This is a genomic window from Bradyrhizobium iriomotense (genome assembly GCF_018130765.1).
Taxonomy (GTDB): domain Bacteria; phylum Pseudomonadota; class Alphaproteobacteria; order Rhizobiales; family Xanthobacteraceae; genus Bradyrhizobium; species Bradyrhizobium iriomotense_A.
Genome location: NZ_JAFCJZ010000004.1, coordinates 26,859 through 42,318, shown reverse-complemented (window position 1 = coordinate 42,318; position 15,460 = coordinate 26,859). Strand labels below are relative to the sequence as shown.

13 protein-coding genes and 1 pseudogene are annotated in these 15,460 nt (G+C 64.2%); 11 read left to right on the top strand and 3 right to left on the bottom strand.

Annotated features, from left to right (window positions below):
• Nucleotides 1-27: 27 nt before the first annotated feature.
• Entirely contained in the window at nt 28-723 is a 696-nt protein-coding gene (modB, locus tag JQ635_RS08885; protein WP_211409492.1) for a molybdate ABC transporter permease subunit, read from the top strand.
• A gap of 2 nt (nt 724-725) precedes the next feature.
• Complete coding sequence (gene modC, locus JQ635_RS08880) at nt 726-1,388, top strand: molybdenum ABC transporter ATP-binding protein (RefSeq protein ID WP_211409491.1); 663 nt, start codon at nt 726-728, stop codon at nt 1,386-1,388.
• 211 nt (nt 1,389-1,599) lie between these two features.
• Here modC and JQ635_RS08875 read toward each other — a convergent pair whose 3' ends face one another.
• Nucleotides 1,600-1,860 (bottom strand): PepSY domain-containing protein, encoded by a 261-nt coding sequence (locus JQ635_RS08875; protein ID WP_211409490.1) that lies wholly within the window; start codon nt 1,858-1,860, stop codon nt 1,600-1,602.
• Between JQ635_RS08875 and JQ635_RS08870 the strand changes: the two genes are divergently transcribed.
• A complete protein-coding gene (locus JQ635_RS08870; protein WP_211409489.1) occupies nt 1,859-2,080 on the top strand; it encodes a hypothetical protein in 222 nt (73 codons plus the stop codon). The genes JQ635_RS08875 and JQ635_RS08870 overlap by 2 nt on opposite strands.
• Before the next feature lie 27 nt (nt 2,081-2,107).
• On the opposite strand, the gene JQ635_RS08865 is transcribed toward JQ635_RS08870, so the two are convergent.
• Nucleotides 2,108-3,901, bottom strand: a complete 1,794-nt coding sequence (locus JQ635_RS08865) for a potassium/proton antiporter (RefSeq protein WP_211409488.1) — start codon at nt 3,899-3,901, stop codon at nt 2,108-2,110.
• A gap of 207 nt (nt 3,902-4,108) precedes the next feature.
• Here JQ635_RS08865 and JQ635_RS08860 point away from each other — a divergent pair, with 207 nt between their 5' ends.
• Both JQ635_RS08860 and map read left to right on the top strand, forming a co-directional pair.
• Nucleotides 4,109-5,425 (top strand): mechanosensitive ion channel family protein, encoded by a 1,317-nt coding sequence (locus tag JQ635_RS08860; protein WP_211409487.1) that lies wholly within the window; start codon nt 4,109-4,111, stop codon nt 5,423-5,425.
• Nucleotides 5,426-5,610: 185 nt separating this feature from the next.
• Nucleotides 5,611-6,429: a type I methionyl aminopeptidase gene (gene map, locus JQ635_RS08855; protein ID WP_080140654.1), complete on the top strand. Its 819-nt coding sequence runs from the start codon at nt 5,611-5,613 to the stop codon at nt 6,427-6,429.
• 12 nt (nt 6,430-6,441) lie between these two features.
• Here map and JQ635_RS08850 read toward each other — a convergent pair whose 3' ends face one another.
• On the bottom strand, nt 6,442-7,038 hold the full coding sequence (locus tag JQ635_RS08850; protein ID WP_211409486.1) for a bifunctional transcriptional activator/DNA repair enzyme AdaA: 597 nt from the start codon (nt 7,036-7,038) through the stop codon (nt 6,442-6,444).
• 132 nt (nt 7,039-7,170) lie between these two features.
• Here JQ635_RS08850 and JQ635_RS08845 point away from each other — a divergent pair, with 132 nt between their 5' ends.
• From JQ635_RS08845 to JQ635_RS08820, 6 genes and pseudogenes are all read left to right on the top strand, one after another.
• Nucleotides 7,171-8,091 carry a DMT family transporter gene (locus JQ635_RS08845; RefSeq protein ID WP_211409485.1) on the top strand — a complete coding sequence of 307 codons (921 nt, stop codon included), beginning with the start codon at nt 7,171-7,173 and terminating at the stop codon, nt 8,089-8,091.
• A gap of 61 nt (nt 8,092-8,152) precedes the next feature.
• Nucleotides 8,153-8,866: a RadC family protein gene (gene radC / locus JQ635_RS08840; RefSeq protein ID WP_211409484.1), complete on the top strand. Its 714-nt coding sequence runs from the start codon at nt 8,153-8,155 to the stop codon at nt 8,864-8,866.
• A 74-nt stretch (nt 8,867-8,940) separates the two neighbouring features.
• Nucleotides 8,941-10,302, top strand: coding sequence for a prenyltransferase (locus JQ635_RS08835; protein WP_211409483.1), 1,362 nt, complete (start codon nt 8,941-8,943; stop codon nt 10,300-10,302).
• A 183-nt stretch (nt 10,303-10,485) separates the two neighbouring features.
• Nucleotides 10,486-10,731, top strand: a pseudogene (locus JQ635_RS08830) (JAB domain-containing protein); the annotation flags it as partial.
• Nucleotides 10,732-11,033: 302 nt separating this feature from the next.
• On the top strand, nt 11,034-12,209 hold the full coding sequence (locus JQ635_RS08825; RefSeq protein WP_211409481.1) for an ABC transporter substrate-binding protein: 1,176 nt from the start codon (nt 11,034-11,036) through the stop codon (nt 12,207-12,209).
• 69 nt (nt 12,210-12,278) lie between these two features.
• Complete coding sequence (locus JQ635_RS08820) at nt 12,279-15,356, top strand: adenylate/guanylate cyclase domain-containing protein (RefSeq protein WP_246583398.1); 3,078 nt, start codon at nt 12,279-12,281, stop codon at nt 15,354-15,356.
• Nucleotides 15,357-15,460 lie beyond the last annotated feature (104 nt).

Below are 15,460 nucleotides of genomic sequence, written 5' to 3'. Positions count from 1 at the left end.
AATTTTGGGACCTGATATTACGACTTGATGTTCGAGATCTCTCCCGCCGAATGGACGGCGATCCTGCTTTCGCTCAGGGTCGCCGTCATCGCCACGCTGGTCGCGACGCCGTTCGGCATCGCGCTGGCATGGCTGCTCGCGCGGCGTGACTTCTGGGGCAAGTCGGTGCTCGACGCCGTCGTGCACCTGCCGCTGGTGCTGCCGCCTGTCGTCACCGGCTATCTGCTGCTGCTCACCTTCGGCCGCCGCGGCCTGGTCGGCGGCTTTCTCGCCGACCATCTCGGCATCGTCTTCGCATTCCGCTGGACAGGTGCCGCGCTCGCCTGCGGCGTGATGGCGTTTCCGCTGCTGGTGCGCCCGATGCGGCTGTCTATCGAGGCGATCGACCGCCGGCTCGAGCAGGCCGCGGAAACGCTCGGCGCGGCCCCGTGGAAAGTGTTCTTCACGGTGACGCTGCCGCTGGCGCTGCCGGGCGTGCTCGCCGGCATGGTGCTCGGCTTTGCCAAGGCGATCGGCGAGTTCGGCGCCACCATCACCTTCGTCTCCAACATTCCCGGCGAGACCCAGACGATTTCCTCCGCGATCTATTCGCTGATCCAGACGCCTGACGGCGATGCCGCCGCGGGCCGGCTGGTCATCGTCTCGATCGTGCTCGCGCTCGGCGCGCTGATCGCCGCCGAATGGTTCGCCCGGCGCGCCACCGCGCGCCTGCACGGAAACTGACCATGCTGCGCGTCGACGTCGAAAAACAGCTCGGCGAGTTCTCGCTGTCCGCGTCGTTCACCAGCGAGGGGCGCGTCATCGGCCTGTTCGGCGCCTCGGGCTCCGGCAAGAGTTCGCTGGTCAACATGATCGCCGGCCTGTTGCGGCCCGACCGCGGCACCATCGTGATCGACGGCGAGACCGTCGACGACACCGCGGCCGGCATTCATGTGCCCACTTACCGCCGCCGCATCGGCTATGTGTTCCAGGATGCACGGCTGTTTCCGCATCTCAACGTCGCGCAGAATCTCGACTACGGACGGCGGATGAACGGACTTGCGCCCGATCCGACGCAACACAGGCGCATCATCGACCTGCTCGACATCGGTGCGCTGCAAGACCGCCGTCCCGGAAAGCTCTCCGGTGGCGAGCGCCAGCGTGTCGCGCTCGGCCGCGCGCTCTTGTCGAAACCGCGCCTGCTGCTGCTCGACGAGCCGCTCGGCGCGCTCGACGAGGGCCGCAAGCTCGAGATCCTGCCCTATCTGGTGCGGCTGCGCGACGAGGCCAATGTGCCGATGGTTTATGTCAGCCACGACGCCGCCGAACTGCGCCAGCTCGCGACCCAGATCGTGATGCTGAAGCAGGGCCGGGTGACGTCGCTCGGTGGAGTGAAGGTGCTGACGTAGAGGTCGTCCGCCAATCCATCCACCGCTGTCGTCCCGGCGAAGGCCGGGACCCATACCGCGTGATCTATCGAGGGAGTGCGGTTTAAGTACCGGCGAAGAAAAGATCACTGCCTGTCTTCGCCAAACATCTCCCTGTGGTTATGGGTCCCGGCTTTCGCCGGGACGACGGTGGGGAGGCATCTCGCGTTTCAGCTCTTCCGTCGCTTCGTCTTTACCAGCCGCGGTCGACGTTGCGGACCTCGCCGGTCCGGGCATCGACGTCGACCTCCATCCAGCGCCCGGCGCGATCGCGGCCTTCGATCTGCCATTCGTCGCCGAGGAACTGGGTGTGAGAGACCGTCACGACGCCGATATCGGTCGCGACATCGAGCGCGACCTGCATCGAGATCTGGTCGCCGGTGTCATAGGCCATCGCCGGCGCAGCCGATCCGAGACCGATCGCGACGATGGCAGGCAGAATGAAACTTCGCATGGAACTGCTCCTGTCAAAGACGTTGACCGTCACGCGAAGAACGAGCGGCGCCCCGGAGCGTTCCGGCTATTATCTCCGCGGAACAGCGGAAACTTTCAGCAGTTGCGGCGATTTTGGGGGCGGATTCCTCATTCTCGTCATTCCGGGGCGCCCGAAGGGCGAGCCCGGAATCCATCTCGCCGCTCGTTCAGAAGAAAAATGGATTCCGGGTTCGCGCTGACGCGCGCCCCGGAATGACGAGAAGAGACTACACCCCCGCCACCGAGCTCCACAGATCCGCAAGCTTCTTCCGCAGCACCTGCCGGCGTGTCAGCGGCGGCGGTGTCTCGTCCTCTTCCGGCAGGCGCAGGCCGACGACATTGACGCGGCCGCCGGAGATGCTGCGTGCGACCAGCACGATCTCGTCCAGCGCGAGCTCGGCGCCCTCCTTCGGGGCGCGGTCGAGGTGGACGTCGAAATAGTCGGCGAGCGTGAGCTTGCCCTCGTCCTCACTCACCTTGACGCCGTAGATCTCGGCCAGCTCGGCCAGCGTGTGCTCGCCGGAGACCATGAAGTCGCCGAGCAGATGCGGATCGGGCGCCGTGCTCGGCTGCATGTCGACAAAGAAGCGGTCGAGCGACTCGGCCTTTTCCGGCGGCGCCAGCAGGTAAATGTAGTCGCCGGGCGCGATCGGATCGGCTTCCGTGGGCGTCAGGATGTTCTGGTTGCGGATCACCAGCGTCGGCTTGGACCAGGACGGGATCAGGCCGCGGCGGAAATACAGGCTCTTGGGGCGCACCGGATAGCCGACGAGCTGCTGCTCGAGCTGGCCGGGCAGGTCGAGCTCGACGCGGCGCGGGCCGCGCTCGGCGCGCGGCAGCGCGACGTGCAGCTTGCGCGCGGCGGGCGCCAGCGTCCAGCCCTGCAGCAGCAGCGAGATGATGACGACGACGAAGGCGACGTCGAAATAGAGATAGGCCTTGGACAGGCCGACCAGCATCGGGATCGAGGCCAGGAAGATCGCGACCGCACCGCGCAGGCCGGTCCAGGCGATGAAGATCTTTTCGCGCCAGTTGAAGCGGAATGGCGCCAGGCATACGAACACCGCGAGCGGCCGCGCCACCAGCATCAGGACCAGCGCGACGGCGACCGCCGGCAACACGCTGGCGCCAAGCCGGCTCGGCGAGACCAAAAGGCCCAGCAGCACGAACATCACGATCTGCGCCAGCCAGGTCGCCGCATCCAGGAAGGTCACCACCGAATTATGCGCACGCGTCGGCCGGTTGCCGATGATGATGCCGGCGAGATAGACCGCCAGGAAGCCCGAGGCGTGCATGATCTGCGAGCCGCCGAAGATCACCAGCGCCGCGGTGGTGACGAATGGCGCGTGCAGGCCCTGCGGCAGCGCGACCTTGTTGAGCGCGATGACGACGAGGCGGCCGCCGAACACGCCGACGACGGCGCCCACCGCCGCCTCCAGCACGAACTCCATGAACACATGGCCGGGCGAGCTCGAGCCGATCGAGATGTATTCGACCAGCATCAGGGTGAGGAAGATCGCGAAGGGATCGTTGGTGCCGGACTCCGCCTCCAGCGTCGCGCCGACGCGCGGACGCAAGCGCAGGCCCTGGGTGTGGACCAGCAGGAACACGGCGGCCGCATCGGTCGAGGCCACCACGGCGCCGACCAGCAGCGACTCCGTCCAGTTGAGGTCCAGCGCGTATCTGGCGAACGGCGCGGTGACCACCGCGGTCAGGAGCACGCCGACGGTGGCCAGCACCACGGAGGGCGCAAGCACGGTGCTGATGCTGGCAAAGCGCGTCCGCAAGCCGCCGTCGAACAGGATCAGGGCCAGCGCCACCGAGCCGACCAGATAGGTCGTGCCGACGTCGTTGAACTGGATCTGCCCGGGGCCGGAATCGCCCGCGAGCATGCCGATGGCAAGGAACACGAGCAGCAAGGGCGCGCCGAAGCGCAGCGCAAGCAGGCTCGACAGGATACCGGCCATGACGAGGACGGCGCCGAGCAATATGGTGAGGCTGAAGGAGTCGAGGGAGGCCATCCACCTTCCGGGTACAAATCGCTGGATTTTCATCCTTATCGTCGGCACTCCCCCGCGCCAACCCATTTTCGCTCCTCGCGGCAATCTGCCCGTATTTTGCGGCCTTAACGCGCTTCACTTCACGGTGTATCGATGGCCGGGCCGCGCCCTTTGTGGGATTCTGCGGCGCCCTCGAATCAATTGCTCCCCTGCTTGCCGACGAGACCGATGGACATGGACCTCAAAGACTTCATGGAGTTCGTGCAGACGACCGCACGCAGCGTCGGGGCGGAGATTTCCTCACCCTGGTTCTACCTGCAATTTGGTCTCATTCTCGCGGCAGCCGGCATCGCCTATGCCGCGGAAGCTGGCATTCGCAACCGCGTCGACATGACATCGCTGGCCATGGGCTGGCCGCTGCCGCTCCGGCACTTCTCGCGGGTGATGATGTCGAGCGCCTCGACGGCGGTGTTCACCCTGCTCGTGATCATCTCGCGCGTGGTGATGTACCACGCGACCTGGCCGAGCCGCTCCTATCTGCTGATGGTCGCCGCCAAGATGGGGCTGGCCTGGCTCGTGATCCGGCTGGTGACCTCGGTGCTGCGCAACGCCTTCATCGTCAAGCTGGTGTCGATCACGGCCTGGTTCGTCGCGGCGCTGTCCATCATCGGCCAGCTCGACACCACCGTCGAGCTGCTCGATTCCTTCGCGATCGTGCTCGGCGGCCTCAGGCTGACGCCGCTGCTGGTGATCAAGGCCGGCGCGCTGCTGCTGATCGCGCTGTGGGCCACCAACATCGCCAGCAATTTCGCCGAGAGCCGGATCAACTCGACCACCGACCTGACGCCGTCGGTGCAGGTGCTGCTGGTCAAGATCATCCGCATCGGCCTGCTTGCGGTGGCGATCGTCATCGCGCTTGGCGCGGTCGGGATCGATCTCTCCGCGCTCGCGGTGTTCTCCGGCGCGGTCGGCGTCGGCATCGGTATCGGCCTGCAGAAGATCGTGGCCAATTTCATCTCGGGCATCATCCTGCTGGCCGACAAATCGGTGAAGCCCGGCGACCTCGTCACCATCGGCGACAATACCGGGCGGATCAGCGCGATGAAGACGCGCTATATTTCCGTCGCCGCCGGCGATGGCCGCGAATTCCTGGTGCCGAACGAGGATTTGGTGACGCAGAAGGTCGTCAACTGGACCTATACAGACAAGAACACGCTGGTGAAGATCGCCTTCGGCACCAATTACGACGCCGACCCCCGCCTGGTCACCAAGCTCGCCGCCGAGACCGCCGCCGCCCATCCGCGCGCCACCAAGGGCAAGGCGCCGAACAGCATTTTGACCGAGTTCGCGGAAGCCGGTATGAAGTTCTCGCTGACCTTCTGGATCGCGGACCCCGACGGCATGGACAACGTCAAGAGCGACGTGATGCTGGCGCTGTGGGACGCCTTCAAGCGCGAGGGCATCCGGGTTCCCTACCCCGTCCGCGAAATCCGCGTCCGCGGCGGCGCCCTGCCGGTCGAAACCACCGTAGAAGTCCCGAATTAGGCCCGCTTTCGGGCGCAAGGACCGGTAAGATTCTTGTTTTGACGCGTTTTCTTCACGCGAACCGGTAGCCACTTCGCTCGAAAACGCTCTGCCTTGGCTTGCACGAAGGCGGGCAATCATTAAATTAGGGCCTGAAATCAAGCCTTTCCACCGACATCGAGACCAGCCCGGAAGACCGCACAAGCATGAGCTACGTCGAAGCCACCGATACCTCCCTGCGCAAGACCGGACAGATCAAGCTGCATGGGCCCGCCGCCTTTGCCGGCATGCGCAAGGCGGGCGCGCTGGTGGCGAAGTGCCTCGACGAGCTCACCGACATTGTCGGGCCGGGCGTGCCGACCTCCAAGATCGACGAATTCGTCCGCGACTTCGCCTTCAGCCACGGCGCCTATCCGGCGACGCTGATGTACCGCGGCTACCGCTACTCGACCTGCACCTCGCTCAACCACGTGGTCTGCCACGGCATGCCCGGCGACCGTCCGCTGAAGGAAGGCGACATCGTCAACATCGACGTCACCTTCATCGTCGACGGCTGGTATGGCGATTCCAGCCGGATGTATGCGGTCGGCCCGATCGCCCGCAAGGCCGAGCGGCTGATCGAGGTAACGTATGAGGCGATGATGCGCGGCATCGCCGCGGTGAAGCCCGGCGCCACCACCGGCGACATCGGCCACGCCATCCAGAGCTTCGTCGAGCCGCAGGGCATGAGCGTGGTGCGCGATTTCTGCGGCCATGGCCTCGGGCGCATGTTCCACGACGAGCCGAACATCATCCATATCGGCCGGCCCGGCGAGGGCGTGCAGCTCAAGCCCGGCATGTTCTTCACCATCGAGCCGATGATCAATCTCGGCAAGCCGCATGTAAAGATCCTCTCCGACGGCTGGACCGCGGTGACCCGCGACCGCTCGCTGTCGGCGCAGTTCGAGCACTCCGTTGGCGTGACGGCGACCGGTGTCGAGATCTTCACGCTGTCCGAACGACACGGCGAGAAGCAGATCGGGTGACTTCGTCGCGTCCTATCGTCGCCGACGGAATGACGACGGCGCCCTTTTGTAGGTCGCCGCAAAGGCATCATTGAATCTGCGCACGCTGCCGAACCCGGCGGCGAAAGCAATTTCCGCCAGCGTCATCTCAGTCTGGTCGATGAGGCGCTTGGCTTCCTGCACGCGCCGCGTCGCGGCAATCTCGCTCGGGCTCGCGCCGGCATGGCGCATGAACAGGCGCAGCAGATGGCGCGGCCCGACGCCGAGGGCGTCCGCAAGCTCCGCCGCGGAAGCCCGGTCCAGAAAACCATCGTTGATCATGCGCATGCCGCGCGCGACGGTGGTGGCCGTTCCCATCCAGGCGGGCGACCCCGGCGCGGTTTCCGGCCGGCAACGCAGGCACGGGCGAAAGCCGGCCCGCTCGGCGGCGGCGGCGGTCGGATAGAAGGTCACGTTCTCGGAGCGCGCCGGGCGAACCGGACAGACCGGCCGGCAGTAGATGCGCGTCGAGCGCACGCCGGAGAAGAACAGGCCGTCGAACGCGCCGGCACGCGCGAGGCGCGCCCGGTCGCAGGTGTCCCAATCGAGATGCGGCGGCAGCGTCTGCCGCTCGGCCGAAATCCTAGCCATGGCCAAATCATAGTTTCGATGCAGCCTACCGAGTAGCTGAAATCGGACATCATCGGGCGATGAGGTCCGAATTCAGCCAGCCCGCACGAAAGCTCCGGATCATGGTGCCGATCGATCCAGGAGCAAATTCGCATGAGCACGCAGGCGCCACCGGCAACGTCCGAGCAAACCACCCTCCCCCTCGAAATCGGACTCCTGCTGCTGCTCGCGCTGATCTGGGGCAGTTCGTTCACGCTGATCAAGGTCGCGGTCCCGACAATTCCGCCGTTCACGATGGTCGCCGTGCGGGTGACGATCGCCGCAATCGTCCTGCTCGTGATCGCGATCGCGCAGGGCCACTCCCTCCCCCGCGAGCAATCGGTCTGGGCCGCCTTCCTGGTGCAGGGCCTGCTGCAAAGCGCGCTGCCCTTCACCCTGATCAGCTGGGGCGAGATGCATATCGCGAGCGGGCTTGCCGGCGTGCTCAACGCAACGCCGCCGATGTTCGTCCTTGTGATCGCGCTGACGACCGGGCGAGGCCGGCAGTCGATCAGCGGCCGCAAGATCGCCGGCGTCGCGCTCGGTCTTGTAGGCGTCGCTGTGACCATCGGCGTCGATGCGTTGTCCGGGATCGGCACGGCGGCGCCGCTGGCGCAGGCTGCCGTGCTCGGCGCCAGTCTCTGCTACGCGCTCGCACCGATCTGGGGACAGCGGTTTTCGAAACTTCCGGCGATCGTCACGGCCGCCGGCGCGATGAGCTGCGCCGCGGCCCTGATGCTGCCCGCAGCCGCCGTGCTCGAGCGGCCCTGGGCGCTGGCGCCGACGACGCAGGCGATCGCGGCGGTGCTCGGCCTCGCCATCGTCTGCACCGCGCTCGCCATGGTGATCTATTTCCGCCTGATCCGCACGCTCGGCCCGCTCGGCACGACGAGCGGAAGCTATTTGCGCGCGGGCTTCGCCGTGGCGCTCGGGACCGCGCTCCTTGGCGAGAGCTTCACATGGTCGATGGCGGCCGGCATGGCGCTCATCGTCATCGGCGTCGTGGCGGTGACCGCACCCGTGCGGAAGCCATAAGGGGAGGCTCCCTGCAATTGCCGGTTGAAAAACGCCCGCGACGAGGCAATGCTGGCGGCCGATGCCCGCCAAGCCAGACCACGACAAGAGCAAGCCGGAGGACGCGCCGCACTATCTCGGCCATCGCGAGCGGCTGCGTGAGCGCTTCTACAGCGCCGGTGCGGATGCGCTCAGCGACTACGAGCTGCTGGAAATGGCGCTGTTTCCGGCACTGCCGCGGCGCGACACCAAGCCGCTGGCGAAGGCGCTGATCAAAACCTTCGGCTCGTTCGCCGAGGTCGTACATGCCCCGGTGGCACGCCTGCGCGAGATCGACGGCGTTGGCGAGTCCGCCATCAACCAGCTCAAGCTGATCGCGGCGGCCGCGCATCGCGTCGCCAAGGGCGAGGTCAACAGCCGCAACGCGCTGTCGTCATGGAACGAGGTGATCGATTATTGCCGCACCAGCATGGCGTTTTCAGACAAGGAGCAATTCCGCCTGCTCTTCCTCGACAAGCGCAACCAGCTGATCGCCGACGAGGTGCAGCAGACCGGCACCGTCGACCACACCCCGGTCTATCCGCGCGAGGTGATCAAGCGCGCGCTGGAATTGTCGGCGACCGCGCTGATCCTGGTGCACAATCACCCGAGCGGCGATCCCACGCCGTCGCAGGCCGACATCCAGATGACCAAGGCGATTGTCAACATCGCCACCCCGCTCGGCATTTCCGTGCACGACCACATCATCGTCGGCAAGAACGGGCATGCGAGTTTAAAGGGCTTGAAATTGATGTAATCTCGCTACGTCGAGACGCGTCACACTGCCACCGCCGATCCCTGCTACACCGAGGCGCCTTCACGGAGACGGTCATGTCAAATGGTCCCAGCGCGGTTCTCTCTGTCGATGATATCGACGCGATCGCACGTGACTCCGTTGCAGAAGGACAGGCGGGCCGCAAGCAGGCCGCCTCGCAAAAGATCCAACCACTTCGAAAAGTCCAGCGCCACCAGCCTGAGGCCGCGATGGCGTTATTATGGATTGTCGACGAACGAAGCCTCGCAAGGGAAGAGGCCGCAGACGTTCTTTCAGAGATAGCAGATGCCCACGATGACGACATAGGTATCCTCTCGGCACTTGGCCTATGCCTCGAAGCCATCCGCGACATTGACGATCTGAACGCGCCACCGCCGGAACACCCAATATTTCAGACGACGGTCGAGAAGCTGGACCGTTTAGCCAAGCTCTATGAGCGGCGGCCTGAACAGGAGCAGATACTGCGCGGGCTCGCCACGGCGGCCCGAATGATGGCGCGCCAGAAGGATGCAATCGCCGAGAACAGCCTGCGGAAACTTGTCGAAATCGATCCGCGAAAGAGCGCGCACCAATACAATTTGGGCCTTTTCTACAAGACACGCGGCAGATTCGCAGAAGGCACCGCAGCGAACAGGACTGCTGCAAGCCTGTCGCAAGAGGTTGTCGACAGCTACGAATGGAACCTTGGGATCTGCGCCACGGGCGCCAGGAACGTCGAGACTGCCTTGGACGTGTGGAAGCGCATGGGGCAGAAAATCGAGCTTGGACGGTTTGGATTGCCGGAAGGCGGATATTCTGCCTGCAAGGTGAAACTCGCTGGACGGCCTCTTGCAGAGCGTACGGCAGACCATGATGACCCAGGTGAAGAGGAAACGGTATGGATCGAACGGTTAAGTCCGTGCCATGGCATTATCCGCAGCGTATTGTACGGCAATCTCGGCGTCGACTATGGCGATGTCATCCTCATCGATGGTGCCCCGATTACGCATCACACTTACGGTGAGCAGCAGATACCGGTCTTCCCCCATTTGGCCACGCTTCTGCGTCGGAACTACCAGTTCTTCGATTTCGCGGGCACGCAGGCAACAGCACGGCAATTGGCCGACATGAGCGAAGAGTTGGATGGGGACGTCGTCATCTATTCGCACTCGGAGAGCTTTAAGATCATGTGTGCAAATTGCTGGCGAAACCCAGATATCGATCACGCTGATCACGAGAAAATGGAAAAGCACGTCGTCACCGGTCGCATTGCCGCGCCTCCCGACATCGCACCTGCGCGACTTTTGGATATGATCGACAAGGGAATCGAAAAGCGAGGAACCTGCCAGCTTTATGCGCCCGATCTTTGCACAGCAGCGGGACAATTGGCGCGCGAGCGGATCGACCGAAGGCGGTTTGCGCTACTGACGAGCAACTAGCGGCCCCCTGCCAGGAAAAGTCGCGTCCAAGCATAGCCTGGCGCTCTCCGCAACCGCGCTGATCCTGGTGCACAAAATGCCGACTCTCGATCCGCCCCCGTGCGCTGGTGATCGCGCGTGATCAAAAAGCTTGTTGCGAGAGTATGCGTGAGGCAACGTGATGATCACAAAACGTCACTGCTTACAGTCCCCTATCCGCGTCCCCTGCTACAGTTGCATTCGCGAAAATCGTTTGCTGTTCAACGTGATACACGAACCCGCAGTTTCATGCACAACCACCCTAGCGGCGATCCCTCGCCCTCGCAGGCCGACATCCAGATGACGAAAGCGATCATCGACATCGCCAAGCCGCTGGGGATTGCGGTGCATGATCATATCATCGTCGGCAAGAACGGCCACGCGAGTTTGCGCGGGATGCGGTTGATCTAAGCGAGCGACGTCCCCGCTTCCGGGCTGCCCGCGATGGGTAGTGGCACCAAGCGTGTCAGAACTTGTTCGAGAATCCGCAGCCGACCTCGACGACCGTCAGGTGACCGCTTGTGAGCGTGGTTGCACCTGCGGGAGCGCCGTTGGACGATGGACAGGGCTTCGATTTGACCCGCGGTTTCGGTTGTTGTCCGGCCGCGCCATGTGTTAAAGTTCCAAGACTTGGGTGCGCCAACGGGCGGCCCGGGAGCTAGTTTCCGATAGCCGCCTCGGTTTGGATCGCGCCCTCACCAAAGGAGTGCGGCATGATCTGCTGGCCCAGAGGGATTGCGGTTGCTGCGGTTCTGGGGTACGGCGCGATCTCGCTCATGGACATCGCGGCTCACGCCGAGCCAGGCGTCTTCGACGACCGGATCTTGTTCGGACAATCCGCGGCCTTCGAGGGGCCCGCGGCGGCGTTAGGTCTCGGCATGCGGGAAGGTATTCTCGCGTCCTTCAGCGAAGCCAATGCCACCGGCGGCGTTAACGGTCGCAGGCTTGAGCTGGTCTCCTACGACGACGGGTACGAGCCGGAAAAGGCGATTGCCAACACCAAGCGCCTGATCCATGAAAACGGGGTGTTCGCGCTCGTCGGCGAGGTGGGCACGCCCACTTCCAACGCGGCGCAGCCGATCACCACGGAAGCAGGGGTGCCGTTTATCGGGCCGTTCACAGGCGCTGCCTTCTTGCGTAACCCGTCGTTCAGTAACGTGATCAACATTCGCGGCTCGTATGACCAGGAGACGGAGGCCTGGATCGAGCATCTCACCACTGACCTCGGCGTCTCGCGGATCGCCATCCTGTATCAGGACGACACCTTCGGTCGCGCCGGGCTCTCGGGTGTTTTGAAGGCGATGGAAAAGCGTGGCATGAAGCTGGTCGCCGAAGGCACTTTCGAGCGCAACACGACCGCGGTGAAGACGGCGTTGCTGGCGATTCGCAAGGCGGGTCCCGAGGCCGTCGTCATGGTCGGTCCCTACAAACCGTGCGCGGAGTTCATCAAGCTCGCACGCCGGCTCAAGCTGGACGCTGTCTTCGTCAACATCTCATTCGTCGGCGCCAACGCCCTCGCCAAGGAACTCGGCGAGGACGGGAAGGGAGTGGTGGTGACTCAGGTCGTACCATTCCCCGGGGACACGAGCATCCCGCTCGTGGCCCGGTACCAAAAGGCGCTCAAGGTCGCGAATCCGGACGCGCAGATCGGCTTCGTCTCGCTCGAGGGATACATGGTCGGCCGATTGGTCATCGAAGCCTTGGGAAAGGTGAAAGGTCCGGTTACGCGGGCGGGGCTGCTTTCGACGATCAAAGAGGTCAGCACGTTCGATCTGGGCGGCATCACGCTGTCCTACGGCCCAGACGACAATCAGGGAATGGACCAGGTCTTCCTCACTGTGATCCGGGCGGACGGCAGCTTCAAGCCGGTTGACCGCCTGGAACGTTGAAACGACGGGCAGGCGCAGGCGCATCATCGCCGGGCAACGTGGACCCGCTCCAGTCGGTGGCATGCCGTCATGGATCAAGCGAATCGAGAGTATCCTGGACCGGCCTCCGTCGAAGTGCACGCTTCGAAGTCAGCCGGCGCGGGTGGCAAGCATAGCGGCAAGGCGGCCCTAGGTATCAAGGCCAAACTGTTCCTGGCGTTCGGCGGGATGGCGATGTTGACCGTCGGCGCCAGCGCGGTCGCGTGGTACGCCTTCACCGACATCGACAGATCGGTGACGCGGATCGCCGCGGAGAGCATCGTCGGCATGGCGGCCTCGCTTCGGCTCGCCGAAAAGAGCGCTGAGATCACGGCGACGGCTCCAGCGCTCATTGCGAGCCGCAGCGAAGAGGAGCGGGCCAAGGAACGGGAGAAGCTCGTTCGGAGGCTGAATGAAATCTCCGCCGTGACCGAGAGTCTGAAGGTCACGGGCATGACCGAAGCAAGATTCGCCAATCTGATCGAGATCGAAGGCAAGATCGCAACCGAGCTCAAAACGCTGGATGGTGCTGTCGCGCAGCGCCTGCGATTGAGCGCGCAAAGGCAGACCGCGGTCGCGGATCTTGCCGTCGTGGAGACCAAGTTCCAGAACGCTTTGGAGCCTTTGGTGGACGACGCCAGCTTCAACCTGGTGGCCACGAGCGAGGAGTTGACGGCCAAGAGCAAGGAGGCGATCACAGGCCTGATCGAGGGTGGGGTGAATGCCTTGCAGGCGCTGCTGACGCTGCGCGCCGATGGCAATCTGGCGGCGAGCCTGCTGGGAGAAGGGGCGCACGTCGACGATCCGACCTTGATTCGGCCCATCCGCGAGCGGTTCTCGGCGGCAGCGGCCGCGATCGAGAAGAGCCTCGAGGCGTTGCCTCAGTCGCCCGAAAACAGGCGGCTGCGCGAGTCGAGCAAGGCGCTGATTGCGCTTGGCCGCGGCACGGACAACGTTTTCGAAGTCCGGTCGCAGGAGCTCCGCGCCCCCGCCGAGACGCGGCACTCGCTCCAGGTCAAGCGCGAGGGCATGACGGCGGCGGTGGAGGTGGCGCACCGCACGCTGTTCGAGACGCTTACGCCGATGGTGGACGACGCCGGCTTCGACCTCGTCACGACCAGCGAGGACGTGACGGCCAAGAGCACGAAGGCGATCACCGGCTTGGTCGAAGGTGGGGTGAACACCTTGCAGGTGCTGCTGACGCTGCGCGCCCAGGGCAACCTGGCGGCGGGCCTGCTCAATGAAGCCGCCGGCGTCCCCGATCCCAGTTCACTCAAGCCGCTCCAGGAGCGCTTCATCGCGGCAGCGAGCCGCGCGGAGAAGCTGCTCGCACAGCTTCCCGCCGCGGCCGACAACGATGCGCTCAAGGGCCTCACGCAAAGGCTGATCGCGTTCGGCACGTCCGCAGAAAACATGTTCAATTTGCGACGCGAGGAGCTGCGCCAGATCGCGGTAGCTCAGGCGTCCTTACAGACCAGCAACTCGCTTGTCCTGCGTCTCGGCAAGGAGGTGGCGGAAGTCGTCCTGGCTGCCCAGAACAGCAGTGATGCCGCGGCGGTCCGCACCGCCCAGGCCATCCGCGATGGCCGGCTCCTGCTCCTCCTCATCACTGCTCTGAGCGTGGTGGGGGCAGCCGTGATCGCGGTGCTGTATGTGGTGCCCCGGGTCGTAAGACCTATTGAGAGCATTACGGTGGCGATGAGCGGCCTCGCCGCGGGCGACACGTCGATCGATGTGCCGGGTCGCGACCGCAGCGACGAGATCGGCCGAATGGCAGACGCGCTCGGCGTCTTCCGGGACACCGCTATCGAGGTGCAGCGATCGAACTTAAGGGAGATTCGGGAAGGACGCCGGCGGTTGTCAGTCGCGATCGAGAGCATCTCCGAGGCCTTCTCGCTCTACGATGGCGAGGATCGCCTTGTCATTAGCAACAACAAGTATCGAACGCTCCTCTATCCGGGCGACGGATCCGTCGAGATATCGCCCGGGATGACGTTCGAAAGCATCGTTCGACGCGCCGCTGAGCGCGGTTACATCAAGGACGCCGAGGGCCGGGTCGATGAGTGGGTTCGCGAACGCATGGCGCGTCATCAGGAACCAAGTGGCCCGCAGGTCCAGGAGCGAGGCGACGGCCGCTGGATCCTGGTCAGCGAGCGCAAGACCGACGACGGTAGCACGGTGGCCGTATACTCGGACGTCACAGAATTGAAACAGCGGGAGACTCAGCTGGCGGACAAATCGAGGGCTTTGGAGCAGCTCTCGCACCAGCTCGCAAAATACCTTTCGCCCCAGGTATACGAGTCTATCTTCAGCGGAAAACAGGAAGTCAAAATCGCGAGTCGCCGGAAAGAGCTGACCGTCTTCTTTTCGGACATCGCGGGCTTCACCGAGACGACGGATCGGCTGGAGTCGGAGGATCTGACGCGGCTGCTGAACCACTATCTGACCGAGATGTCGCAGATCGCGCTCTCCTATGGAGCGACCATCGACAAATACGTCGGCGACGCCATCGTCATTTTCTTCGGCGATCCGGAGACACGCGGCGTCAAGGAGGACGCCCTCGCCTGCGTCGAGATGGCCATCGCCATGCGCAAGAGGATGCTCGAGCTGCAGGACGTGTGGCGGACGTCGGGAATCGAAAAGCCGCTCCAGTGCCGGATCGGAATCAACACGGGGTACAGCACCGTCGGAAACTTCGGCAGCGAGGATCGGATGGACTACACCATCATCGGCGGCGGCGTGAACCTTGCCTCCCGGCTTGAAGCTGCCGCCACGCCGGGCGAGATCCTCATATCCTTTGAAACCTACGCGAATGTTCGCGACCGCATCCACTGTGAGGAGCGTGGGCACATCTCTGTCAAGGGCATCGCGTATCCCGTCGCGACCTATCAGGTCGTCGACGCCTATGAGAGCCTCGGCGCCGACCACCTGTTCATTCACGAGGAACGGCCCAACCTGAGACTCGACCTCAATCTCGATGCGATGTCCGCCGGTGATCGAGATCATGCGGCCACCGTGTTACGCGAGGCCTTGAATCGACTGTCTGCGCTCGATCAGGCTTCCGCGCCGGGACCACAGGAGACGAAGCAAGTCGCGTCCGCTCAGCATGGCCCGCCAAGGGCGGACTAACGGCGCGCTTAGCGCAGAGGAACAGTCCCACAGACGGCAAACGGAACCTGATGATTCATCGTGCCGCAAAAGCACCCAACGGGAAGGGGATTGACACAGCATGA